We start from the raw sequence: 25,903 nt of genomic DNA on the forward strand, positions 1-25,903 counted from the left end.
CTTTAAAGTCGCTTCACTCTACCGTTAAATGTATCTTTCCAATACCCACTTGTCATATCTTCAATTGCCACACCTTTACTCGTTTGAGCACCTATGAATCTTCCATCTCCTATATAAATACCTACATGCCCATCGTCTTTATAGGTATTGAAGAAAACAAGGTCTCCTGGTTTCGCTTCTTTTAGTGATACGGTTTTACCAAGGTTCTTTAATGTATCAGTAGTAGTTGATGTTAACGGCCCGAGATTTACACCAACTTGATCAAAAGCCCAATGTACAAAGCTTGAACAATCAAAGCGCCCTGCTTCAATATCACTTTGGTTTCTTCCACCACCAAAGACGTATTCGGAATTACCAATCCATTGACGCCCAATGTCAGCTACTTCTACACCACTTAACCCCTCTGTGCCATCTACAGCAACATAGCCATCTACATATGAACCAGCAAAGCCTAAAACTTTCTCTACGTACCAATCAGCTCGGTTATAAGCGAATATGGCTTCTCTTAAATTACCATCAGCTGCTCCATTGGCAGCTAGATAGCTAGCTGCAGAGAAAATGGCATCCTCAATGTCGAATGGGTCAGCCTTTCCATCGTTATTCGCATCTACACCATACCCACCATACTTTTCTATCACTTTAGGATCTGATAAATCAGAATCTGATATATTCCCTGCGCCAAGCCCTGAACAAGTTGGATGCCCCCATCCAACCCATGTACAGGGCATAAATTGCATGTGACCAAGTGCGCCCACAGGCGAAATCATCGGTTCGATTGTTGAAAAATGCGTTTCTACTCGATGGTGCGCAGCCAACAAATTCCACGGTACGCCATAAGCTTCTTGTGCTGCTTGATAAACAGGTATAAATACGGAAGGAATTTCATTCTGACCTAACTCCGAAATATCACCGCCCCATAGCCCTCCTGTTTGCGTTTTTGTCTCTTGTTCTGCACTAGAAGCTAAAAGGAAAAAGACGGATACAGCTATACCAATAAACAATATAACAACAGCTGCAACCCCTAATATGATGGGCCAACCAATTTGTGATGCTGCGGCAGTTCCTGCTTTTTGTGCTGCCTTTTTAGCAACTTGTTGCCCTGCTTTCTTTGCGGCTGCTTTCCCAGCTGTGGCAGCTGCGCTTTTTAGCGCCGAGCTGCCATCTGATTCATAATTGTCGTTTGGGTCATTAGCTTGAGACATTTACATTCACATCCTCTACAAGCCATTCACCGTTATTTTCTCTCAAACCAACAAGATACCAATCTTCTATTTTTTGAGTAGAACCATCAACGGATTTAGCTTCCCCTTTTACCATCACACTCCAACGGACAACAATGCTGCTAGCGTTAGAAACTTGTGTAATATCTATTTCATCCACCGTTAAATAAGTTCGTTCTAATGGCTCTCTACGAGGGTTTTTTTCGAATTTCTTATACAAAGCATCCGTCATAAACGGTTGCGCATTTTCTAAATACTCCATCGGCTTTTCAGCATTATAAGTGTGATATGCTTTTACAAATTTTATAGCGACATCTTTGGACCTTTCCATTTGTTCTTCGGAGAATTGCTCTGTTTGGTTGTATGTCTTAGTTGCTGTTGTTGATTCTTCGTCATTTTCTGTATCTTGAACGGCTGATGAAGAGCCAGAATCAGTGTTTTCCACTGATTCGACTACCTCTTCTGATTGCGCTGAATCTACTGCCATTTTGTTGAGAAAAAAATATGTGGTAAAGCCCACGACAAGGAAAATGGAAAGGGTAAATATAAACAGTTTCACACGATCTCTTTTACTGTGTTCAAAATCCCATCCAAACATTAGTTACCTCCTTCATTCTCTTGATTACCTTGTTTCTTTCTCCATTCAGCTACTTGTTCGGCTTCCCATTTAGTTAATGGTTTATCGTCATTCTTTGCTCGATTAATGATTGTCTGAATTGCTTCAGCTGTCATTTTACTAACTCGTCTTGCTCCGTTTGATGTTGTTTGTTGAGTACTTGCATTGTTCTCATTGGTGATGTGATTTCGATTAAATGTCTCATTGATATTTCTTTGCGTACTTTCATTATTTGTGATGTTTCGATTAACTGTTTCATTGAAGTTTTGATTTATCTGTTCGTTATTAGTGATTTGTCGATTAACAGCCTCACTAATATTTCTTTGTGTATTTTCGTTATTCATTAAATTACGATTGACCGTTTCGTTAGAAACGTTGCTTTCTTGTGTGATACGGTCACGATTCACTGTGTTTTGAATGTTCTTAACATCATTGTCATGAGTAGATTGATTTCGATTAATCACTTCTTGAGCGGTCTGTTTATCTGTGTCATTTTGAAGTGTTCGACGTTCGGCAAGATTTGATTGCTGCTTCTCTTGAATTTTGTCTGTATGTTCGCGCATATTTTGATGATTGACATTACGCTCTGACTGTTGACGATCATTAATATCCATACCTTCGAGTGTAGACGCTGTTTCTTTATCCGCAGGCTTTTCAGGATATCTATTCACTAATGGGATTGTATTGCCTGAACCCATACGGCGACGTCGTAAATCATCTATATTCGTTACATTATCATTACTCTTATCTTGGCTATTAGAATCAATCTGACGGTCCATAAGCTCTTCTTGATTAGTTGGGGCATTTGCGATGTCTGGTCGATTATGGAGTTGGTTTTTATACGTTTCTTTTCCTTCTTGAAACTCTTGATCACTACGGTTAGCAAGAGTCATACTTCTTGCTGCAGCTGAAATACGGTCTTTTGTTTCAACTAATGCCTTTTTACGTTCAGCTAATTGTTGTTCGTCTAGCTTACCAATATGGGGCTGTGGTTTAAGTCCTGTTTTGCGGTTCGCTAAAGGTAAAGGACTCTTCTCGCCGTTCATTAACTCTTTACCTCTACGTAAATTATTCTTGGCTTGATTAAAGCGATTTCTGTAATTGTTTAATGTTTGACCGGTACTACTTTGAATATTACTTGTAGCTGTTGATACCATTCCAAACAAGTCTTTTCGTTTTGCCCAAACACCTACAAAACAAATAATTTGTAATAACATCATACCTAGATAACCTAAATCAGAGCTTTCTGTAGCTCGGTAAAGAATTGCGGAGACTCCAAACAAGATAGTTAATAATAAAGCTATAGCAATCTTCATAATCTGCGCATGAACGAGTTTCATAATCCAATTAAGAGCTGTTTGTTTCCAACTCGGTATTAAAGCCATCAATAATGGAACTGGTGCAAATAAAGCTAACACTAAAAAGATTAATTGATATAAAATGATTGTTCCTGAAATAAGAAGCAGAAAAACTCCGATGATGGTATTTGCGATGAAAAGTAACGGAACAAACGCAGCTCTTTGTTTGATACCTGAAGCTGACATCATTGTATTTTCATTTCTTTCTACTTCTGCTTTTACTAATTCTTCACGATCTTCAGGATTAAGAATAGGGTCAACCTCTAATATTTGATTTACTCGGTTACTATCAATTTGTGTAGTTCCATATTGCATAAGCAAATATGGCTTTTTCACCATTAAATCAAACATCTGATTTCTGATAGTAGCTAACCCCTCATCTTTGCTGTAACCCGATCCAGGATTAACAATACCTGCTGAAACCCCTAAAATGTTACTTTGTAATTCACTAGACCATTCATTAATACCACCTAAGAATTTCGCAGAATTAGCGAAGAACCCCATTGAAAAAACAAAGATAATTAAAGCTGAAATGATTCCACCCCATGCGCGACTACTTTCTCTTTTTACCATCCCTACATAAGCTGCCCACGCACCTACCATACATATAATAAAAGTGATTAATAGCGGCCAAAGACCATTGCCCATAAAACCATTTGAATTAAATCCTGCGATATTAGAAATCGCTGCACCAATCTGATCGATTACACTTGAAACAAAATCAAGTTCAAATGCATCTTGAACAATGACCATTGTGAAATTAGCTAATAAATTATTGAGCAACCATACCGCATTAACCATTTCCATTAGAGCTACATAAATTTGATTTCCTGCGCCATCTATCCAATTCCACGGCATCCAGTCACCAGATGTATCAACATACGTGTCAAGCTCATAATGATGTTGTGGATGCTCATTATACTCGAGCTCTACCTCTCCTACTCTTTGTGTATCTCTATCTTGTGGAACAAGATTATCTTGTAAGCTCTCTGCGGCTACAGGTACTTGCATTGTCACAAACATTAAACAGATGACAGCCAATAGCTTCAAGATTTTTTTCACTGATTATGCAGCTCCTTTAATATTTTCGGTTCTATATCTGCAATATGTGTATCGAAATTACGAAGATCACTGTAAGATGTACGCTTCCAGCCATCATCCGTTTTGATGATTTCCATTCTTTCTGTAACCATTTTTTTATCTTCTGGATTTTCATAAATCATTTCATAAAAATATCGATTATCTGAAGCTTTCCATTCGGTTAACTTATAGTTTTCAGCTTCACTTTCGTTATCTCCCTTAATTTCTTTATCTAAGGCAATTGATTTTTCATCTAATAATTCAAGCATTTTATGCTGATTATTTTGTATTTCTGCATTTACCCACTGAATCGCTACATCTGAAGGTCCTTGACCGTTTACTTCTTCGTTACCGCATGCTGCGGTAACGAAGATTGTTGTTGTCAATCCTGCTGCAACTAACCATTTCTTCATACATAAACCTCCGTTTCTTCTTTTTCTGGTTGATTATTCTTTTCTTGTATAACCTCATTTTCTTCTATTTCCTCCGAAACCCTTTCAGCAGGTGGTCTTGTATCGAATGCGTCGAATAAGTCATGGAATAAAGCATTAATGGAAACAACTCCTACACGACCAGAAATATCTTGAAATAGACATTGGCCATTCTGTAATTCACTCAATATAGATGCGTTATATTCAGTATTTTTTAAATTTAATAAGGAAAGCACATTTTCAATTTCTTTTGAGTCGGTACTTCTAAAAGCAAATTTCATACCGATGTTATTCTTCATTTTTTCATCTAACAAGTCATCCGCATTTTGTGTTACAAAGTAAATTCCAGCATTCATAGAACGCCCTGCACGCACAAGACGTGTAGCTAAGTGACTCCCTTGGCTTGTGTTTAAGATTGCCCAAGCTTCATCAAGTAACACCACTTTAAAGATACTACGATCAGAATGAATGAATTTTAATGCGAACGACGAAATTGGAAGCATCATTGCTATAGAAAGCATTTCAGATAAGTTGTATTTTTCTGGAGGTGTGTCAGGTGATGGCAACTCTAAATTTTGTATTTGTAGAACGTTTAATGCTGTTTCTAAGCTAATAGATGATTGACCCTCTCCATCACCGAATAATAGCTGTGCAAAGGATAATTCACTAAAGGACTGAATATGTCCACCAAGTTCTCTTGCCACTTCGTCATCATCATTTAGCAAGGTTTGCATTACTTTTTTCAAACAAGGCTTTTCTCCTTCGGCAACCACACGCACAGCATGTGTTAATTTAGGAAATCGTTTAGAATCATCTAAACGCACACCTGTGAGGAACGTTAGGATGTCTAGAGCAAGCGTTTCAGCTTCTTTGATATTATCGTGTATGGAAAACGGGTCGAGCCTTCCAGCATCCTCTGCTTTCGTAGAAAGCGAAATGATGTTGACATGGTCTCTTAAATCATAAAGCTTGTCGCCCCATTCATCTCTATCTCCCTTTGGGTCCACCACTAAAGCTTTTCCTCCTGATAATACCGATAAATACGTAATCAAGTTAGCACAAAAGGATTTTCCTCCACCTAGTGAGCCAAGAAATGCTGCTGATAAAGCATTTGTTTTCGTTCCTCTAATCCCTTGTGCAGCTCGGTTAGGCATAATATAAACAGGTTGGTCTAAGATACCTGTTGAACCGATAAAAAAGCCTTCTCCATCGCCTAATTGTTTAGTAGCTCCAAACATCCCTCCTGCTACTGTCGCAGGCTCCATGAAATGAACATAATCGGTAACATACCTTTTAGCTGCTGGTAGAAACTCATTAAATGCAAGCCACTGATCACCATAAGGTTGCTCGATTTGAAACATCATATCTTGGTAATGGTCCTTCAACGTATCACAACGTCTTTTTAATTCATCTTCATCTGATGCAGATACAGCGAAAACAATAGATGTTTTAATTAATGGCATTCGTGATTTTTGTAAATGAGCTTCTAGCTCATGCGCTTCTTGCCTTCCTTCCAATACGTTCAACCCTGTATCATTGCCTGTTTCTCTTGCGTGACGATCTTGGTCTTTTAATTCTTTCTGTTTGTTTCGTACAGCTGATAAAGCTTTACGATTATCCATCGTTTCTGTGCGAATACTGATTTCTACAGGGAAATCAAGGCTTTGAATGGCATATATCCATTCTTCATTCGGAAATTCTAATTCATAAGGTACACTTGAAACAGTTAGAAAAGCGACATGCCCTTCTCTTTCTTCACCTTCATGAATTTGCTTTAATAAAAGGCTCCGTTTAGGAGAATCATCGATCAACCCTTCGGTTAAACGTAAAATGTCATGATGCATCGGGCGGCGAACAGTTACATTCTCTTCCTCATATTCTTTATAATTCACTGTGTACGCTGGACTCCAATTTTGTATAAGAGGCGCTTTCCCAATCCCTCGATAAAAGTTTCTTCTAATCAACCATTGAACTGTTAATTCATCCACTGGTTCAGCTCTCATACGTGAATGAACTTTATTATGAATACGTCGTTCCGATTTACGATAACGCAAAATTTCATCTTCGATAATTTCAGGTGTATCTAGACCTGATGCTTCATTCACACCGCTAATAAATTCTTTCCACGCTTCTTTTAAGTCCTGAAGAAAGGATTTTTTATTTTTTACATTGTCGGGTTTCGGCAATTTTACGCCAATGAAAAACAAATACTCTGTTCCTTCTTTGCCTAACATACTTTCCAATTGGATGGCTGCGTCATCCGTATGTTTAGCAGCAGCTTCTTTTAATGGACCTGTTAATGTTTTTTTGAATTTATTATGTTTCTCTTCTATCGATTGAAAATTCGGAACAACAAGCAAATGAGTATCTAAGTTAATCTGCCAAAAAAATGCTTTAATTTTGGTAAAAATAATGTCCTTCTCGTCAGTTGCAAGAAAATCGTAATTAAACCCTTCTAATTTATAATAAGCCCAACAACTGCCATCTTGAGAAAACACCAAATTGCCTTCAAAATATTTAACGGGAAATTCGATGTTCATTTACTTCACCATCCTTTTTTTGATAACTAAGCTTTCGATAACTAATAGAACTTTTATATTTATAAGGAGCTTTCACTTCTGAAACTTCCTTATATCGGTTTATACGGCGAGGGCTAAGGTGGTGTTGTGCCGCCCGATAAAAGAATCGGTGCGGCGCTTTTCCATCTAACAGTTGTTTGGTAAAAAACCAGGCAAATAATCCCGGTAAAAAGATGTATTCAATCAAACCCAAATCAATTAAACTTAAAGGGGGGAATTTGTTTAGGAACCAAACCAAGGCAACTCCACCCGCAAAAAATCCTATCTGCCGATACGTCACAGGTATCGGCAGTGGGATGTCTTGCACCCCATAAAGTACCTTTTCCACTTTCCATACACTGTTATAGGTTCGTAGAATCTTTGGTCTCATATATTACCCTCCGAACACGGTTCTGAATAAGTTAGAACCAAGATTTGTAATAGTGTCTGGGTTGAATACAAATACGCCTACAACCATCGCGAATATAGCAAATCCAACGAACCTAGAAAACTCTCTTTTCACTAAGAAATAAATTGCTATAGCTCCGATAGCTACCAAAAACAAAGCACCAATTTGTGTTGAAAACCAACTTTGAATATTTTCTCCAAAATTCATAATCTATGAACCTCCTAATTATTGATTCTTTAATTTATTTACAAACCATCGATTATCTTTGACAATTTCCATTTCATACGGGTAAACAAGTTCTGCTTTAGAATGTTGATCGCTAAAAGCAACCGTGGCATGAACGATATATTCTCCTTCTTTTTCCCCTTCCTTCACGACAAGGTTTTTCACTTCTTTGAAAGTCATGATACCAGTCATAGATAAAACTGAATCATCATTATCTTTCAAATAATAAGTTAATTCTTCTTGTGTGCCTGTCGTATATACCTTGAAGAAGGTATATAAGAAGGTTTTTACTTCTTCCTGCAATTCAGAACTTAACACTTTATCTTCTTCGCTTATTTTAGTGTCTGCTGCAATGTCTGGCTTTTGAGGGGCAGCCACGAAATAAGGTATTTGATGCACTACATAAGATTGGCCATCTGTTTTCACTGGAACAACAAAGTATTTTTCGTGTGGTCCTGATGTTTCTTCTTTAGGTTGAGGTGGTTTCTTTTTATCCTTCTTAGCTTTTTCTACTGCCTTTTTGTCAGGTGGAATCACCTTTTTCAAGTTCTGATTGATTCGTAGTGTAATCAAAGCTTCATCTTTTTTCGTTTCTTCTACCTTCCATACTTGTGAAGAAGATAACGTGCTGCTCCATTCCATCCCTTCATAAGATAATCCTGCTTGCTGATCTAATCCTTCAGCTAAATATTTAGATAAGCGTTCCCCTCTTTTTTCTTTTGCTTCATCGGTGTTTTCCCAAATGAAATATTGAGACGCAAAGGTTTGCGCAAAGGTTTGACCGCCCTCTTTAGCTGCTAGATTTATCACTTCCTCTTGTGCTTCTATCGGAATCTCTTCTTTTGTTTCATTGGCTCCTGCATTTCCCACTCTGACAATAGCGATAATTGATAAGAACAACACAAGCCCAAACCCAGTCCAAAACACACCTTTAAGCATTTTTTTTCTGAATACCGTTTTCGGATATTCTCGCTTTTTCATAATGCCCTCCTTTTTATTTCATCATTTCTTCCATGGCTTTCTTTCTACTATCTTTTTTCTTGGCTTCTTCTCCTAAAGCCCAAACAGCTATACAAAGGAAAAGAATTAATCCTAGAGTTGCCCAAATACCATATTCAGTATAAAAGCTTTTCAGCCAACCTAAGACATCATCTGCTGCTTCTGCGAAAGGTGGATATTGATCATAAGCAAATTGAAATAGAAAGTATCCAGCAATAATCATAAGTGCAAGAATGATGACTAATCCGACTAATCGCTTTAAAAAGCCCAATAGCATATCTTTAATGGTACTATCACCACTCGATGAAGAACCTCGCTTCACCTTGTACCCCAATCGAATCACCTCCTTTCAAGTGCAGCTCCAATTTTTGAATATTAATATTCAACTTTTTATTCTATACGTTTATATAGGCTATATAGTTTCTCTTGGTCAGTAGAATGCGCAGCCTTCCATATGTCACCGTAAGGGTTTTCTAAAACCTCATCATAAGTAGCAAACATCAAAGCACCGCCAATTTTTTCGATTTCTCTTGATTCTGCTTTTTTAGCATTTCTCATCAATTGATCTCTTTCGTTTTGGTTACTCGATACAAATAAAACACGAACAAGTTGTATATTATCACCAAAAACCACATCATCTTTATAAGCGCCTTTTCTCACATATTCGTTATAGCGTCGTAACTTATTTATGGTGACATCAATCCTTTGACGACTTCTTTCTAATTCCACTAAGTATAAAATTTGAATAGATTGCTCATTTAGCGTGCGTTCTAAAACAAATGCACCATCGGGCCGAATAACAGTAGTTGCTGATTGCTTCACTTTACCTTCTTTGTCTTTTGAGGATTCCCCATAATTCCTGAAAGCTCGCCTTTCAGAGAAAAATTCTTTAAAAGCAAATACTTTATCTTTTTGTGAAGCATAAGCACCTTGAATATGAGACATCTGCAATGAATGATAAATATATGTTGGTGTACGATCAGTCCATCGTTTATCCCAATCAGATTCCCCTAAAATCTCTTTTACTTCTTGCACACCCTTATTATCTAAGGTGTAAACTAAACGGTCATTTCCACGTGTTGACGCTTTAGCAACTGGAAAAGATTTAATATAACCCTCTCTTTGCAATGCGTTCATTTGCCGTGATATCCACGGTCTAGAATAAGCTGTCCCGTCAGGGTGAACATAGATGTATTTTTCTAAATACGGTACATCCACAAAAACCAAGTCATGCAATGATACAAATAATTGTTCTTCTATATCTCCGATTCTTTTTACCATTCCTCATTAACCCCCTAAACCAATAAATCCTCGATATTAACCGCTTTTTTATCATTTGACTCCCTCTTCTCCTGATTATCTTCTAGATTTGGTGTGTCCTCTTGATTTGTGTCATCAGCAATTAAACCATCATTTTCAGATTCATCTTTCTGCTCATCTTGTTCCATTAATTCTTCTGTTAAAGCATGTAATTCACCACTTATCTCATGAAATGCTTCATTTTCTTGGTCAGGAATTTCACCATCGCCAACCAACACATCTAATTCCATATATTCATCAACTGGTTCTACTTCCGATTCTTTCGTAACCACTGGAACAGCTAATTTTTCATACTCTAATGCCTCTTCAATCGTTCTTTGTTTAATACCAGGAATCGAAGATTGATAAAATGCTTCTTGTGGTGCTTTCATCCGAATCAGAAAAGGTCTTGTTCGTTCATTTCCAACCTGCATACGCATATATGCATGATAAGGCTCAACTTGAAGGTAATCCGATTCTTTTAATGTTTCCGATGTCATCGATCTATTCACATATGCTGCGTCATCTGGCTCTCCTAAACGGAAAGAAACAAGAGTTCCAAAGTTTCTGAAAATCGCTGACGCAACTTCTCGTGGCAGCTGATCTTTAATCCCCTGCATCCCTAAAATAATAGATGTTTTATACTTCCGAAGTTCCGAAGCAAAAGATTCGATAGCGTCAGTACTATGCTCCATAAGCGTTGGCGCCTCATCTACCATCACAAAATGATAAGGTAAACGGCTTCTTTCAGATGCTGGTGTATCTGCACGACTTTTCCCTGCCAATTCAGCAAACGTTAAACACATTGAGCCAATCAATTTCTTTTCATCACTGGTTAACTCTGATAAATCCAATAAATTGATTCGCCCTTCATCCATACTTTCTCGAAAGCGTAAACCATTTGTTTTTGCTCTCAACATTTTTCCTAATACACCTGATAAAGTAATTTTACGAAGCTTATTAAGAGTAGAATTTGTTTTTGCTTGAAGTTCCCTATCTTGCAACTGTTGTAAATTCGCAAAATAAAGGAACAAGTCATTTTCTATAGGGTCTGCTCGATCCAAACGTTCTAAAACAGAATCACGATAATCAGGGTCACTTAAAAGCCTCTGTAAATTCGGCAAGCTTGCTTCCCCTACTCGTTGTAAGGTGATTCCTCCATTTAAGAAATTGTCATCAATATTAGGACCCCAAAAATCCTTCCAAGTTCGTTTTAATACATCTGCTACCGTTTGTGCAATTTTATCCTCACTTGTAGCAAAATCAACATCATAAACATTAAAAGGAAATTCCCCTTCTGAAAATTTGATGTATCTCACAAGATGCTGCTTTTCAGGCGGAATACGTGCTGCAATGTCCTGACATAAATCACCATGGGGATCAATAACCGTTCCACCTATAGATGTACCAACTCCATCCAATTTGATTAAATCTTCCACGAGATTATACATCGCTGTTGATTTACCCATACCAGACATTCCAAGAAATGCTGCATGATATCTAAGTGTAGCTAAATCAAACAATACACTAGTTTCATGCCCATGATATTGATGATCTCCTAGGGATATCGTCAAATTCGGGTCAAATGAAGGTTTCTTTAATTCCTTTGGCAATGGGGTAGCCCTCATTTTCAAACGATTCAACTTATTATTTTGCACTCGTTCGCTTGGCAATCTCATAATTGCGGCCATTTCTTCAGTGCCTAAAATAACTCGCTTTTTTTTAGTTTCAATGGAAAATAATCGATTTTGAAACTCCCATCGAAATAAAGGGCGAATCGTTCGAAACCACCACCATTCACGACCTTTTAACTGATTAAGCCTTCCGCTAGAGAAAGTACCTATAGAACCTTTAGCGCTTTTAATTAAAGATTTAACATCTTTTTGATCTCGACCAAACGCAACAACCTTTATGCCAATCCTAGATAAAACACGAGTTGATTTCCCCTCAATAGCTGACAAATATAACTCATTATCTTTTTCTAATGTTTCATCCGCTGCGCCTTGTTTATGAAATTGTTTAGTAATTCCTCTAAAACTTCTCTCAGTGCCATAAGCCGGCTGAACTAAAAATTGCATATGAATTTCTTGCTCATCTTCTAATCCATCTAAAAACTCAATTATTTCTGCTTGGGTATCTACAACTTCATTGTGGTATGTCTTGATGGGAACTGTCCAATGACTCTCGGTGAATAGCTTCGTTGCTGCATGAGGGCGTTTAAAATCTAATGGAGTTGGGTTAACTTCTGTAATTTCTACTTCTGGATGTTCTGCATAATATTTACTTTTAAATGCTCTTCCTACATGATCATCAGGAACCCAAACAAAAAATCTTATATCATCTTTTGTGGCAATAATTTCCCAACTAATCCATTCTTGCTTAATCAATCTTCTATACCATGGTCTATTTAGAAAACTCAACATTGTCGACCATGCTGTTTCATCTTTAAAATACAAAATCTTTGCATCCATCGTTGTCTTTAATTCATAAATTTTTCCACTTTTCGGAATCAAAAATGGCAATAAATGATACCTCAAATACTCCACCTCCCTAAAAACTCATTATCAACTAATATATTTTTTTCTCAATTACATTTCTTTACCAATCACAAAATTCTAACTTCCAATTACCTCTTTATCCTAACCGATCTATCCACCACACTCTCATAAAATATCCTCTTTTCCCCTCTCTCTTGAACTCCTTTACTTGAACTTACTCTCTTGAACTTAACTCTCTACCCACTTACCTCCCCCCACACTCACTCTCTCTTACTTACTTAACTTACTTACTCTCTCTCACTTACTTACTATTCACCACTCCCCCCTACCACTACATAACATTTGAAATCAGGTAAGTGGGTTAAATATCTAAGGTCCTGCCAAATGATCACGGGTAAACGATTCACCTAGCCGTGATCATTTGGCAGGACCGGACACCGCTCAACCACCCAAACCAATTAATTAATAACTTAAAGTGGTGATTAGTATTATTTAATATTTGATTATATGATTAATTGCCTTAATCATAACACACTGGAAATTATATACAAGGGGCCTTATTCCCAATATACACCAGTATTTTTCCTGTTTTTAGGTGGTCCATTTCTCCCAGAAGGCAATAGTAAAGAAGCTGGTTCCTCAAGAAATTTTGAAGAGCCAGATAAAGAATTATTAGAAAGCAAAAACAAACCAGTTGACCCACCCACCACCTGATCTATAAATGTATTTGAATTGGACCCATTTCTTTTTTGTTCCCTTTTGCGTTGGAAAGGGATGACTTTTGTTTTCTTAATAAGGGTTAAAGTGGTTTCCGCAGCACGTCCTTTTCCTTTTATCTTCTTTGTAATTATTCCAATTTGAACAAGGTGTTCTATAATCTTTTTAAAAGTTGTATACGGGATGTTTTTTTTCTCATTTGATGACGACCTAACCTCTTCAGCAATCTTTCTTTGTGCAGCAGATACACTTCCTCCTTTGGCTTTTAAATAGTTAATAATATCTTCTTTCCATTCATCAAAATGGCTATATGTACGTTCTTCTCTTGGTTTTGCTTCCTCCCATGTTTGATAAGTAAATGGCATACCTGAAAGCAAGCGAATCCAATAAGATGACGGGCCATGCGGAGCATCTTTTTTAAATGCGCTTTTTACTTTTCTTTTAACATCTAATTGACGCATGGGTGGCTCATTTAAAGCATTCCATTCTTGCAAAAAACCTTCTGTTTCATTTTCACTGTATCCATTCGCTTTGTATGCCAAAGCAAGCGTATAGCAAGTGTTATCTCTTTGACCTTCTGATACGCCTTCTAAAAGCTTTTTGATTGCTGGATGTTGTAGTAATCCATCTACACCTACACAAGTTACTTTCCTTTCTTCTGCTTTTTCTTCTTGATAAATAGATAACCAGTCACATAGATTATCAAAACTAATACGACTATCAGTCTGATAAACAATGTTTGATTCGGTAGGCATACGAAACCATCGCTCTGCTCCCACAGCCTGTAAATCGCCATTTAAAGCTTCAGCAATACTCATTTGAATTCGTTTATAATGAGCTGTCACTTTTGGAAAAGCTCTTTTAGGGCTATTCAAATACCAATAAAGGTGAAAACCACCTGAAGGTGTTGAAACAACTAAAGAAGGCATGGGGAGTCCTGCATCATTTACAGAATCCAATACATCAGGAAGAAAAAGCCCGCCCTGGTTGTATCCATTTTTTGCATCTATATCAACAACCATAGCATTTAGCCAACGTAAAGCACCCTCATGACGTTGATCATTGCGGTAAAACGTATTAGGTGTGTAATATGTATAAGCTTCTGTCGCACCAAATAAGGAGCGATATGTACGCACAGCTTTAGGCTTTTCGTAAAACGTATTACAAACATAAACCCAACCCAAATGACTGTTATAACCGCTTTGCTGCTTATCTATTTGTTTTTTTGGTAAATCTGTTAGTTGATCTCTATAAATCTCTCTTAATGCGTTCATTTCTTCTCCTTCTCCACACAAAAAGACCGCCACAAGCTGCCCTGTAGCGGTCCTAAACCTTTAACTTTGATAGAGAAAGATGCAGAATTTTGTTAGGTTTTACCGAACAAAAAACATTGCAATTATCCAAAATTTCATATATGATAAGTACATATATGAATAAGAACAATCATGATGTTGACAGCATCATGATTTACCTATCAAAGCTAGATCGAGGTTGGTTGCCGTGGAGCTAGCTTATTTCTAAAAGAGCGGTGTTGACAGCACGGCTCTTTTTACTTGTTTTTTTATGTATTTGTTTTTGTATTTTTATTATAAAAAATCTCTTAGACTAGTAAATTTTAGAATTATCTATAACTATACATAAAACTTTTTTGTTTGTCTACTATTCTTCCGATCGGCGAAAAGAAGCCAATCGGTTTTTTTATGCGCTATTTGTGCGCATAATATAATATATTATATGTATAAAGAATATAAAAAAACACTATTTTTTACGCATTTTGTGCGCATAAAATACATAAAATGTGTTGCCAGAGTATTAAAATAAATGTATACTATACTTAAGATAGCAAAATAAACCAATTAAGGAGTGTTTTTCTGATGACGATTTTAAAAGCTGGTGCAGACGCTGGGAACAACGGATTAAAACTTTGGGTAAAGGATACAGACCCTATAACAATTCCTACTGTTTTTTCTTATTACATGGGCGAAACAACTGAATTAATGGACATGGATGATATTGCAGCTAATGACTTATTAGAAAATATTGATGTAACTATCAACTCTAAAGCTCTAACAAGGAATGGAGAAAGATATATAATAGGAGAAAAAGTTTTAAAAGATAACCTTACACCAAATGAATTAGAAAAAAAGTCCGATAAATCTAAAGATGAAATTCCTGTTATTGTGACACTTTCTGGGCTCGCCATCGACGCAATCAAAAAGAATTACGGGCAAGATAATATTGAAGTTTCTTATGATCTATCTGTTGCCTTACCAGTAAATACAATCACACAAGAAAGTGCCAAAAATAACGCTACTCGTTTTATGGGTACACACGAAATTATCTTCCATCATCCATCAGGAAGGAATGTTTATGTCACTTTAAAAATCGAATACTGCAAATGCTTACCTGAAGGCGCAGCCGCAGCTTGGGGTGTAGTCTTTGATGAAAACGGAAAAGTTACAGAAAGAAAAATAGAAATTGGCGATAAAATTATGAAAGTAGATTTCACCAATAAAACCCTCTTGCATTTTGATATTGGTGCTGGCACAACTGAAATCGTTGTGACAGAAGGCGTTAAATATAACCCTAAACTTTCAGAAGGGTTGAATTTCGGGGTTAAATCTACTATTAATGAAATTATCAAGCGTTGGAATCGTAATAATCCTAGAAAATCCATTGATAGCATGGCAGAATTTAACGAAATCTACTTTGACCCTGAACATCCTCGTCATAATGATCTAGTTGCAGAATCCAAAACAGGGTTGTTACAACTATCAACACAAATTAGCAGCTCGATTATAAATAAGATTGACGATTTAAAGGATGACCCTTTTGTGTTTATCTATGGCGGTGGAGCAGCAATACTTAAACCTTACTTGCAGCCAATTCTAAAATCCAAGGATCGTATGACTAACGTTACATTCTTAAAAGACCCTATGTTTGTAAATGCGCGCGGCTTACTCGTATATACATGCTCACCAAGGTACGAACAACAGAAAGAAAGAGAATTAGGTGTAACTGCAAGTGGCACGCACTCGAAATAAGGTATATAAGCAAGGAGATAGGATAAACATTTATTTAAGCCGCGATATTACACCTGAATTTGTAGAATGGATTAACAAACAATCCGACCTATCTAACTTCTTCTTATATGCAGCTCAACAACTTTACAACCAAACAGGCTTTGTAGATGTTGCAGAAGTAATGCCAAGAAAGATTAATTTTGATCTTTCATCAACTAATGGAAAGCAACCTATATATCAACCAGAAATACAAAAAGAGGAACAACCAGAAAAAGAAGTAATTACAAAAGAGACAACAAAAACAATAGAACCAAGAGAAAAAGAAGAGAGCTCTAACTCTGCATGGTCGAGTCTCGATGATTTCGACGACCCTTTTGCTTAATTTTACAGTTGGATAATAACCTAAAATAAAGGAGATAAAAATGGGGACTTTAGAAATCTATAAAAATGACGAAGGTATTGTTATAGAGCAAATTAACGAACCAAACAATAATATCAAAAGAGTTTTTGAAACGAAGCAAGAAATGCTTAAAAACCTAGATTCGCTCAAACAAACAAAAGAACTGGATGCCTTTGAATTAAAAGTATCGGAAGAATTTTGGGCTGATGTAATTAATCGATTAAATAAATAAGCGTCATATTTTAGAAACTAAAGCACAAGACCACCTTAAGGTGGTTTTTTGTTTTAACACGTGCTGCCATTGACCAGAAAAAGGAGCTTTCTTTCCAGCTCCTTTTTTATTCCTCGTAATTTTATTTTCTGCTACGATCACCCTCATTGTGCTACTCCTTTAATTCTCATTTTTCTTATAGCTGATATAATTCCTGTTATCGCTTCAAATAATAAATAAGGGGCAATTAACCAGCCAATTATAAGAGCAAGAAAAAACTTAAATCCCTTTCGTATTGCTAAAAAAAATAAATCGAAGAATATATCAGAACGCACTCGATATATTTCGCGAATTATAAGCTGCGTATCTGTCGGATTATTTTTATAACGGTTAATCATTGACCAACCAGCTGGAACAGCACAAATGAAATAAACAGATAGTAGATCGAATGATTGGAAGAAAGGATTAAAAACAAGATATAAAAATAACCCTATCAACAATGGAAAAAGACTATTCATCGGATGCATACAGTTCCCTCCCTTCTAATGCTATACTCAAGCATTTTCTTGTACCGATGATTCTTTAATTTTCATCTTCTTTTCGTTAGATTGATTTATACGGCCCAGATAAATATGAATGAATTTTTCAGTCACCTTACTAGGGAAGTAACCTATACGCTCCTTAATAATATTTTCAATCACCCATACTTTTCTGGTAGCTTCCTCATAATCGTTATAAGAGGAAGTATCATACTCTTGCATGTCATTCCCTTGATTGGTTGCCCTATGAACGTTTATACGCAAATTATATACATCAGAACGGTGTTTTCTGGCATAACGCAATAAGAATAACAATTCAATGGTTTCTTTCTCCATAAGGGTTTTAGTATCCTTGAAAATTTCTACTTCTGCAGGAATTGAATCTATGGTGTTTGACATGCGATTGCCATTCTTTGATATTTGATATTCCTTTAATTCCATTTCGCAAAAAGGGCAGTATTTTGAACTTAATTCAGTAGCACAGTACACACAAGTTATCATTTTTCAACCTCCATACAGGGGAGAGAAAACCTCTCCCTTAGTCTCTTTCTTCCAACTCTTCATTGCATTCTAAGCATTTTAAAGATACATCAAGCTTCGTAGAGCGAACAATTAGGTCGCAACCAGGGCAAACCCATTTATAAGATTTTTTCCTTTCTTCCTTTTGTTCTTCTGCTTTATTACCTTCTTCCTCATTACGATGTAATTCCATTCCCCTTCGAGCGATTAAAAAAGCACTTTTATTAATATCAAGAGTGGATATTAACTGCTTTGTTTCCTCTGTTAATCTTGGGTTATACCATCCGTATTTTTTATCTGGCTTATCTGATTCAAAGTAAAAACCTCGTCTTTCTGCTTCGGCTTTAAACTTTTTATTATGGTACGTTCCACCACGACTACAATCTCGGACAGTATGAATGATGTTGTATAGGTGCACCATTTCGTGCATTAATGTATCCATAGTTTCATAAAAGTCTAAATCCAAAAATTCCGCAGCTATATTTATTTCATATAGTTTGATTCTCCCGTCACGATCTCCCCAAACTTCTTTTGTTGTACACCATCCCATTGAATTGCGTTTTCCACTTGATTGAATCGTAATAGCGAGGTTAGGTAATCCATTATCAAAGAATGTCTTATTTAATAACTCAAACGCATTGTGCAATTCATCAGTAGCTATTTTAATATTGGACATTTCAAACGCTCCTTTTTGAATATTAATATTCAATCGCTATAACTATATTATAACACAAAATTCTGACAAATAGTATTGTTTTGATGCTTTTTATGTGCTAAAATGATACTAAAGAAACATTAAAAAGGAAGGTGGTTTATAGTATGCTTTTCGGTAAAAAGGAAAAAATTATTGAGTTAGAAAAACAGAATGAATATTTACTAGGTAAAATTAAAGATTTCGAGGAAAATGAAGTTGCATTAAAAAAATCCATTGACCAATTAAAAGAAAAAGTAAACGACCTTTTATGGGAACAGGCACATCAAAAGGGGTTATTTGACGAACCAGAAGAGCCTGATTATAGTGAAGCTTGCAGTTGTGGAGGGATATTTACGCCCATGTACGATGAGCACCCTAATTGGATAAAAATCTGTTCAACCTGTGATAGCAGATTCGAGAATTATGATTCTTCCCCAATCAAAGAACCTATTTAAAACAGACACTAAAAGGAGTTTTAACTATGAAGAGATTACCCATCAACATGCCAGAAACACTTAAAAAGGAATTAGAAAAGATGTCGGAGGAGGTAGGGCTGTCGCAAAACCAATTAGCTGTAATGGCGTTGCATAGCCTTGTAGCAAACTACGAATCAAAAGGGTCCTTTATCTTCGCAGATTTATTAAATCCTGAACACAGATCGAATCAAAAATAAAACGGAGTTGATTAAATGAGACATTCTAAAGACTTTATGTCTGAACGAGTGAAGGAATTGGAAAATGAAAGGGATACGGCTTTAGCAGAGAAAGAAATTGTAAATAGGTTTATAGAAGAATCAAAGGACATTCCATCCATTGTTTTAGTGACGTTAAAACAAAAGATTAGAAAATTAGATATTACTGTAGAGGATTGTAACCTAAGGTTAAAGAATTACGATTGATTTGTTTTTTGAAACTAATAATTTATCTCATAAAGGAACAGAAGCTAATATACGGCGTCTGTCAACGGTAAGCGGACCGCAGCGCAGGGAGCATTAAGGAGTTGATAGACTCACTACACCCAAACCCTCTTGCTGTGTCAAAAGGCAACACCTTTTGACCTGCCTACCGGCGAGGGAGCCCCTCAAGGATTGAGGGGTTGGGGAGTCCGATTTAACGGGGTCTGGGGAAGGATTTCCCCGGTGGGTTTGGGCAAAGCCCAAGGTTTAATCATTATTGTACGTTGTTAAAGGTTTTCGGCTCATGGGGTACGGCCTGAAAGGCAAAGGAGACAGGAACTTACGGAATGTAGGCGCTAGCCGTACATGCCGTTGTTATCGGATCATTTAGTGCCACAGTGACACGTACAGAATGTTGATTTATGGCTATCTACACGCTTTTTAGTAGATGGCCGTAAATTTACTTTCTGTAGTGCTGCCGCCCATCATCTTGCTTTTAAATTCGACTCTTAGAACTTTCCTTAAAACGAAGCAACCTATCAATATAACTTGTTTCCCTTTAGAAACTTCTCTGCAGTCTCAATAGACCAATACTTCACACCAGCAATAACCAAATCGGGTTCAGCCATTTTCCCTCTTTTATAAGCCATATTTATTCTTTGCTTACTATAATTCAATCCATTTTCAGTCAAGTAATTTGCCAATTGACTCATACCCAAATATGCATCATCTTCTTTGACAATAGAAAAAGTAGGCTTTGTATGAATTAAATAAGTTTCTTCACGAAAATAGTCGGTTATTAATTCTAATGCTAATTCAAGCCATTCATCAGTAAGATGCAAATAGAGATTTCTTATATCAAAAGATTGAGATTCAGGCTCTTCAAAGAACCAGATTAATTTTAAAAAAGTCTTTTCGATCTCGTTTAATCCATTCATAGCTTCTTCGGTTAAAAGTACATTTTCATATGCTGTAATTTTACTTTCTAACATAGGAAAACTTTCAATGACTTTTTCAGTTGCTTTTTTCATTAAAAAAACTCCCTTTGTTTACTTAGTAAACAAAGTATATCATTTATTGTTTACTAAGTAAACAATAACATGCATTGTTTTTGTTTTATGAGAAAATGACCATAAAAAGGGAGATTGCTCTCCCTCCTGCTTAGATGTATCCTTTTTCTTTCATACTGTAGAAGTCTGCGTTTTCATTGACTATGACATGATCTAGCACCTCAATGCCTAAAATCTTACCGCATTCAACTAACCTTTTTGTTACATCGATGTCCTCTCTCGATGCAGTCGTGTCTTGGCTCGGATGCTGGTGCGAGACAATGATTGATGCGCTATTATTCAGGATAGCACTCTTAAACACCTCACGTGGCATGACGATAGATGCGTTCAACCCTCCTACGTGGCAGCGATGCACAGCCACTACACGATTCTTGGTGTTTAAGCACATGACAAAGAACACCTCTCTGTCTTCATCACCAATAAACGCTGCGGCTATTCTTGCTGCATCTTCTGGAGAACGAACTGTCATTGATTCCAGCACTTCCACCTCTGTGATTACCTGTTTAATGCTTACGATTTCTAGAATTTTTTCCATTTTCATTTTCCTCTCTCCTTTCTTTGTTCGGAAAGGACTGAACAATTCGCGCAAACAGATGGAAGGGTCGGCTTACGAAGAAGCCGACTTGCCAGAGAAGGGTAGCTTCCTCCCATGCTTGACGGGAGGGAGCGTTAGAAAAGGAGTGAAGCCCAATGACTTAGGAGCAGTTAGAAAGCGTATTTTGCTTTCTTATTGCTCCTTAGCCTACTTGGCTTTGCCCTTTTCTTTCCCTGATTGCCCGCCCTTCTATCTGTCATAAGCGAAGTTGTTATAATGAGGAGAACGAAGGAAGGAGAAGGCACTACACCCAGCGGTCTATGCGTACTTGATAGACCGCAAACGACAAGGGCTCGATGCCCGCAGGCGTTTCTCATAAGCAAAAGGCTCCCTATAAGGGAGCCTGAAGCGTACGATAAGTAATTTTAAGCTGGCTTACCAGCGAGAAAAATTGCGCTCCGTCTTTTCTGAAGAAAAGACGTCGATTGGTTAGGCTCGATGCCGTCACCAATCGACCTATTACATCTTTCAAGAACGGATACAAATATACAAACGAAAACTCTCATACGGGGGTAGCGTCAGGAAAATGCGGATTTACAACGTTAAGGAAATTTCAATATCAAAAAGCCTAATTTCTCAATTAACTGTGAAGAAATTAGGCTTTTTTCATTTCTCAATTAAAGCGCCTGTTTGCGGAAGATTAAATTAATGATTTTCCTTTTGCTTTTAGTTGATTCACTGGCGCACCAATTACTTAATCTTGTCATTCAAAATCCTTTACGGGCTAATTCATCGTTATCTATTCCTCTTACAATAATTTCGTATGTTTCATCTTCTTGAAGCAAGTTGGGTAATTTACTTGATTCTATAATTGCATTAGCATCTTTAATCAATTCACCTAAATGTTGATCATTATCTAAATCTGAATCTTGTATAGAAGTTTTTAAAATATATTTTATAGGTTTAGGATTGAAATCTATTGCTATACCCGTATATTGAGCATAATTCACTTTTAATTTTTCATCCATTTTTGAAACAACTTCTATCCATTTATTCTCAGGGTGCCCAACTTCAACAGCAGATGAATTAAAATTAAAGACGTTGGCATTTTCTCCATTCAGAAAAGAAAGAAAAACGATTAAAAAAATAGCTATTAACACTTCAATAGTGTGTTTTCTTTCTTGTTTTTTAAGCTCAATTATTTCTTTATATTTTTGTTGTACTCTTCTCTTTTTTGAATCTATTCTCATAAGGAGACTCCTTAAAAGTTAGAATTTAGAACCTAATTAATTATTGTGACCATTACAATCATGCATATAATATCATTAATATCCAGCCTCAAGGAAAGCTCCTTCCCTTAATGGCCCTTACACGAGAAAGAGACGTACCTAAATAAACGTAGCCGATTGCTTAATAACAATTATTTCAAAATTCACAAATATAACTCAATCCTTTTATTCATTAAATAAGGCGTATTCCTTGCTCAAGAAACGCGCCCTATTGAGGAAGATATATTTATTCAATTTTTAGGGCAGGCTTAAAATATTTTTCTACATCTTTAATATTATTAGTACGTAATATCTTTCATACGAGGACGGTTTTCTATACTTTGTATACTACTTTTCTAGCTAATTAAGTTTTCTTTAAAAAGTTAGATCATCAATTTCATTATTACGGTTTTCCCAGTCGCGAGTTATTTTCATCTCGTTGTTAGTTGTGACTGTTATTTCTCCTTTTCTATCTATAGATTCTTCAGAACCATTATCAGAAAAAATCAAATGTAATGTATATTTATATTTTTCTGACTCTTCTTCCGATTCGACTTTTTCAAGAGTAACATCATCTAAAGCGATGCTGTTATTTGTTTTAGATGCAACTTCAGCAGGTATATCGAAAGCTCTATTGGCAAATTGTTTCTCATATTCTTCATCAGATAAGAAAGGTTTCACTTTTCCCCCTATTTCATCAGCAGTAGGGGGGTTTTTAGGATCTTCGATTGTATACTGGTAGGATTTATATTGACTTAAAAATTCTTTAACTTCTTTTTCATCTGCGTTACTGCTGCTATTACTATCTTCTGAACATGCTGAGATAAAAAACAAACACATAAATGTAACTGTAAATAAGATGATTCGTTTCATATTGATCATTCCCTCCTTTTACACTAATTATATACTAAATTAGGAATAAAAGGATTATTATATCGAGTAGTACCAGCGAAGCTGACATCACCCGCAATAAGGGAATGTAAGGTTATATTACCTTGTTTAAGTTAAATGCTTGAAATACACATCCCCCCTCCTGTAGGATGGGGTAACATAAAGTTGCTAAATGAAGATTCTTTATAAATTTAAATCTAATTCATTTATAGTTTTAATAACTTCGCCGTTTTTCCCCATATGATGTATGGTCCACCCGTTATAATCAAGAAAAAAGTAAGAAAGCATGATACCGATTATTAATTCGCCTAATACAGAAATCAAAACTTCCGTAAAAATCAGCTCCTTTCACAAAAGAACACAATTCTTACTTCAGAAAAGCGCATGTTTGAAAAGCTTTTATTTTTTTAAACTATCAAATAAAACATAACCAGAAACAATCCCAGCTGTTGTTGTCAATGTAGTATCACCTAAAAAGATCAACTCTTTTGCAAATAACAAATTCTCAAAAGAAGTAGATAATGACAAAATTGGTATCATTGCTATATATAGTGATGGTATTCCAATTGCGGCAACCTTAATCCAATCAAACGACCATTGCTTTTTTTCTTTAATCTCTATAATCAATTTAGGCAATCGTAATAACAATCCGATAGCAATAGGAAATATAGTAGCAAATATTAAAAAAGGCAACAGATTAAACGAATTTCTAAGTTCTTCATGTAACCTCACTTGATACTTCACTCCTAAGTAAAAAATAAATCCCATAACAACTGTGGAAACGAAATAAAATAAAAATCTTTTAATCTAAACCCCTCCTTTAACCTTGCTTTACTTATATATACGAATAGCTATCCGATTTTATTAAGCTTAACTGCACCCCTTTGTTTAATAAGCCTTATTCAATTAAATGGCCCGATTGTTGAATATCGTCATGTTATTTTTTACCATAAAATCCCTCTTCGGACAATGCATATTCAAAGGGGTAAATCTTCGCATCTTTTTTATAAATATCGCAACTTTGTTTTAAACATCGCATCTTTTTTACAAACGTCGCGATTTTATTTTAAATCCACACCTAGTCCTCCTTATTATTCTTGATTTTGTTCGTCAACGCTCGGATAGGGTCCCTCATATTGTCCGAAATTATATATTTTTTTATAAATGCCTTCTTTGTTTGAGAAGTCCATTTCTAGCAAAGATGATGCTTTAACCATCCAATAAATAGACGGCTGACTATAATTTTCACCTGGTAATCGTTCGTTGAATAATCGAATTTGATAAGTAAATTGTCTTTCAAGTCCTTTATCTCTCAATTGTTCTTCCGTTAAAATCAAATTACTTTCTTTCAGATAATGAATAAAGTCTATCATTTCCATTCTCATATCTACATTATTATCAATGACTAAATCAAAGTTAAATTGATTGTTGAAAAAAACCACTTCTTCTTTTCCATCTATTTCATAATTAAACCCACGCTTTTCATTATCTGGTTCAAAAATATGCTTCATTAAATCTATTTTTGTTTTCGTATCCTCATAATAATAACGGTCTTTTCCGTATATCGTTTCTACCGCTTCCAGTATCGTTTCCGCTTTCGGCATCGCTTCGATATCATGCCAGTGATACGCTGTTATCACTCTACCGTCTTCGGTTTCCCCTTCAATTGATTTTGTATCAGGTTTGATTTCTTTACTTTCGGTATTTTCAGGTTGGGACACTTCGGTGACGACTTCTTCACCCGCTTCTACTTTCTTTTTTTTTCCTTCCTCATCTCCGCACCCCGTTAACAAAAATAAAGCAACTGTAATAAATATAGCTTTTTTCACTTTTCTAATCCCCTTATCCTTTTAATCTACCTATCTGTTTTTAATTTCATTATAGCTTAAAGGTCTAATTAAAAAGGATAATTTCTTGACAAATAAATATACAGCACCCATACATTTTAGTAGACATAACTGCTTATTATCGGCAATTGCAAAAAGCCAGAATCCTTGTGGGAACTGGCTTTTCGTTTGCGCTTTTGTTGGCCATGAAATATACATTCAAAAATTCATTGATAAAGCACGATTTGTTCTTTTTAAAGAATGAATGGAAACATGCATAATTCCTCGCCAACTTCCCTTATTGCCGACCTTTTTCTTAAGAAAAAAACCACCTTAAGGTGGCGGTCATTAACGAAAGGATTGCTGTTTATTTTGCTTTTTTTGTTTTCTTCGGTTTCAATGGAATACCATGTTTTTTACTATTCTCACGTATTTTTTTCGCTAACTCTTCTGCTTCTTTTTTGGTCAATTCCATTCGGCTTTTCCTCCCTAAATCTCTTTTACTAAAAGTTTGGTCAACAATGAATCTTTTTAAACATACCTCCTCTCTATCTCTCATATACATGAAATAAATCTAGAACACTATGACACTGTTCTAAAGCAAACCAAGCGAAAAGAGGGG

General features: G+C 36.1%; 27 protein-coding genes. 6 read left to right on the forward strand and 21 right to left on the reverse strand.

Going from position 1 to position 25,903, the window contains the following annotated elements; genetic code table 11:
- Positions 1–2: 2 nt before the first annotated feature.
- The 12 genes from MHI57_RS24235 to MHI57_RS24290 form a co-directional block, all read right to left on the reverse strand.
- Positions 3–1,202 carry a C40 family peptidase gene (locus MHI57_RS24235; RefSeq protein WP_340978748.1) on the reverse strand — a complete coding sequence of 400 codons (1,200 nt, stop codon included), beginning with the start codon at positions 1,200–1,202 and terminating at the stop codon, positions 3–5.
- Positions 1,189–1,818: a hypothetical protein gene (locus MHI57_RS24240; protein ID WP_340978750.1), complete on the reverse strand. Its 630-nt coding sequence runs from the start codon at positions 1,816–1,818 to the stop codon at positions 1,189–1,191. The genes MHI57_RS24235 and MHI57_RS24240 overlap by 14 nt, the downstream gene beginning before the upstream one ends.
- Complete coding sequence (locus tag MHI57_RS24245; protein ID WP_340978752.1) at positions 1,818–4,256, reverse strand: CD3337/EF1877 family mobilome membrane protein; 2,439 nt, start codon at positions 4,254–4,256, stop codon at positions 1,818–1,820. Before MHI57_RS24245 ends, MHI57_RS24240 begins: the two co-directional genes overlap by 1 nt.
- Positions 4,253–4,687 (reverse strand): hypothetical protein, encoded by a 435-nt coding sequence (locus MHI57_RS24250; RefSeq protein ID WP_340978753.1) that lies wholly within the window; start codon positions 4,685–4,687, stop codon positions 4,253–4,255. The genes MHI57_RS24245 and MHI57_RS24250 overlap by 4 nt, the downstream gene beginning before the upstream one ends.
- Complete coding sequence (locus MHI57_RS24255; RefSeq protein WP_289432523.1) at positions 4,684–7,245, reverse strand: ATP-binding protein; 2,562 nt, start codon at positions 7,243–7,245, stop codon at positions 4,684–4,686. The genes MHI57_RS24250 and MHI57_RS24255 overlap by 4 nt, the downstream gene beginning before the upstream one ends.
- Complete coding sequence (locus tag MHI57_RS24260) at positions 7,223–7,654, reverse strand: TcpE family conjugal transfer membrane protein (RefSeq protein WP_340978757.1); 432 nt, start codon at positions 7,652–7,654, stop codon at positions 7,223–7,225. Before MHI57_RS24260 ends, MHI57_RS24255 begins: the two co-directional genes overlap by 23 nt.
- A gap of 3 nt (positions 7,655–7,657) precedes the next feature.
- On the reverse strand, positions 7,658–7,879 hold the full coding sequence (locus tag MHI57_RS24265) for a hypothetical protein (RefSeq protein ID WP_289432525.1): 222 nt from the start codon (positions 7,877–7,879) through the stop codon (positions 7,658–7,660).
- An 18-nt stretch (positions 7,880–7,897) separates the two neighbouring features.
- Positions 7,898–8,878, reverse strand: a complete 981-nt coding sequence (locus MHI57_RS24270; protein WP_340978761.1) for a conjugal transfer protein — start codon at positions 8,876–8,878, stop codon at positions 7,898–7,900.
- 13 nt (positions 8,879–8,891) lie between these two features.
- Positions 8,892–9,230: a hypothetical protein gene (locus MHI57_RS24275; RefSeq protein ID WP_289432527.1), complete on the reverse strand. Its 339-nt coding sequence runs from the start codon at positions 9,228–9,230 to the stop codon at positions 8,892–8,894.
- Between the two features lie 56 nt (positions 9,231–9,286).
- Entirely contained in the window at positions 9,287–10,177 is an 891-nt protein-coding gene (locus MHI57_RS24280) for a replication-relaxation family protein (protein ID WP_289432528.1), read from the reverse strand.
- Positions 10,178–10,191: 14 nt separating this feature from the next.
- The gene (locus tag MHI57_RS24285; RefSeq protein WP_340978765.1) at positions 10,192–12,732 is read right to left on the reverse strand and encodes an ATP-binding protein; all 2,541 of its coding nucleotides are present in this window, start codon (positions 12,730–12,732) and stop codon (positions 10,192–10,194) included.
- 518 nt (positions 12,733–13,250) lie between these two features.
- The gene (locus MHI57_RS24290; protein WP_340978767.1) at positions 13,251–14,684 is read right to left on the reverse strand and encodes a primase C-terminal domain-containing protein; all 1,434 of its coding nucleotides are present in this window, start codon (positions 14,682–14,684) and stop codon (positions 13,251–13,253) included.
- 597 nt (positions 14,685–15,281) lie between these two features.
- Here MHI57_RS24290 and MHI57_RS24295 point away from each other — a divergent pair.
- The 3 genes from MHI57_RS24295 to MHI57_RS24305 are packed head-to-tail and all read left to right on the forward strand — an operon-like array spanning position 15,282 to position 17,065.
- Entirely contained in the window at positions 15,282–16,454 is a 1,173-nt protein-coding gene (locus tag MHI57_RS24295; RefSeq protein WP_340978822.1) for a ParM/StbA family protein, read from the forward strand.
- Complete coding sequence (locus MHI57_RS24300; protein WP_340978769.1) at positions 16,435–16,815, forward strand: hypothetical protein; 381 nt, start codon at positions 16,435–16,437, stop codon at positions 16,813–16,815. Before MHI57_RS24295 ends, MHI57_RS24300 begins: the two co-directional genes overlap by 20 nt.
- Positions 16,816–16,855: 40 nt before the next feature.
- Positions 16,856–17,065, forward strand: a complete 210-nt coding sequence (locus MHI57_RS24305; RefSeq protein WP_340978771.1) for a hypothetical protein — start codon at positions 16,856–16,858, stop codon at positions 17,063–17,065.
- A gap of 143 nt (positions 17,066–17,208) precedes the next feature.
- Here the strand turns inward: MHI57_RS24305 and MHI57_RS24310 are convergent, their stop codons facing one another.
- The 3 genes from MHI57_RS24310 to MHI57_RS24320 are packed head-to-tail and all read right to left on the reverse strand — an operon-like array spanning position 17,209 to position 18,778.
- Positions 17,209–17,571, reverse strand: coding sequence for a hypothetical protein (locus tag MHI57_RS24310; protein WP_340978773.1), 363 nt, complete (start codon positions 17,569–17,571; stop codon positions 17,209–17,211).
- 27 nt (positions 17,572–17,598) lie between these two features.
- Positions 17,599–18,084 (reverse strand): hypothetical protein, encoded by a 486-nt coding sequence (locus tag MHI57_RS24315; protein WP_340978774.1) that lies wholly within the window; start codon positions 18,082–18,084, stop codon positions 17,599–17,601.
- Between the two features lie 37 nt (positions 18,085–18,121).
- A complete protein-coding gene (locus tag MHI57_RS24320; protein WP_340978776.1) occupies positions 18,122–18,778 on the reverse strand; it encodes a SprT-like domain-containing protein in 657 nt (218 codons plus the stop codon).
- 143 nt (positions 18,779–18,921) lie between these two features.
- Here MHI57_RS24320 and MHI57_RS24325 point away from each other — a divergent pair, with 143 nt between their 5' ends.
- Genes MHI57_RS24325 through MHI57_RS24335 form a run of 3 tightly spaced genes read left to right on the forward strand, consistent with a single transcriptional unit; the run spans position 18,922 to position 19,694 of the window.
- Positions 18,922–19,251, forward strand: coding sequence for a hypothetical protein (locus MHI57_RS24325; protein ID WP_340978777.1), 330 nt, complete (start codon positions 18,922–18,924; stop codon positions 19,249–19,251).
- 26 nt (positions 19,252–19,277) lie between these two features.
- Entirely contained in the window at positions 19,278–19,469 is a 192-nt protein-coding gene (locus tag MHI57_RS24330; RefSeq protein ID WP_340978779.1) for a hypothetical protein, read from the forward strand.
- A 15-nt stretch (positions 19,470–19,484) separates the two neighbouring features.
- On the forward strand, positions 19,485–19,694 hold the full coding sequence (locus MHI57_RS24335; protein WP_340978782.1) for a hypothetical protein: 210 nt from the start codon (positions 19,485–19,487) through the stop codon (positions 19,692–19,694).
- A 536-nt stretch (positions 19,695–20,230) separates the two neighbouring features.
- Here the strand turns inward: MHI57_RS24335 and MHI57_RS24340 are convergent.
- From MHI57_RS24340 to MHI57_RS24365, 6 genes are all read right to left on the reverse strand, one after another.
- The gene (locus MHI57_RS24340) at positions 20,231–20,722 is read right to left on the reverse strand and encodes a hypothetical protein (RefSeq protein WP_340978783.1); all 492 of its coding nucleotides are present in this window, start codon (positions 20,720–20,722) and stop codon (positions 20,231–20,233) included.
- A 130-nt stretch (positions 20,723–20,852) separates the two neighbouring features.
- A complete protein-coding gene (locus tag MHI57_RS24345) occupies positions 20,853–21,296 on the reverse strand; it encodes a JAB domain-containing protein (protein ID WP_340978824.1) in 444 nt (147 codons plus the stop codon).
- A 767-nt stretch (positions 21,297–22,063) separates the two neighbouring features.
- Entirely contained in the window at positions 22,064–22,546 is a 483-nt protein-coding gene (locus MHI57_RS24350; RefSeq protein ID WP_251162848.1) for a hypothetical protein, read from the reverse strand.
- A 393-nt stretch (positions 22,547–22,939) separates the two neighbouring features.
- On the reverse strand, positions 22,940–23,437 hold the full coding sequence (locus MHI57_RS24355) for a hypothetical protein (protein ID WP_251162847.1): 498 nt from the start codon (positions 23,435–23,437) through the stop codon (positions 22,940–22,942).
- Positions 23,438–23,854: 417 nt separating this feature from the next.
- Positions 23,855–24,187, reverse strand: coding sequence for a hypothetical protein (locus tag MHI57_RS24360; RefSeq protein WP_224936468.1), 333 nt, complete (start codon positions 24,185–24,187; stop codon positions 23,855–23,857).
- Positions 24,188–24,546: 359 nt separating this feature from the next.
- A complete protein-coding gene (locus tag MHI57_RS24365) occupies positions 24,547–25,284 on the reverse strand; it encodes a membrane lipoprotein lipid attachment site-containing protein (RefSeq protein WP_224938899.1) in 738 nt (245 codons plus the stop codon).
- Between the last annotated feature and the right edge of the window lie 619 nt (positions 25,285–25,903).

It is taken from the genome of Cytobacillus sp. FSL K6-0129, assembly GCF_038007625.1.
GTDB classification, from domain to species: domain Bacteria; phylum Bacillota; class Bacilli; order Bacillales; family Cytobacillaceae; genus Cytobacillus; species Cytobacillus kochii.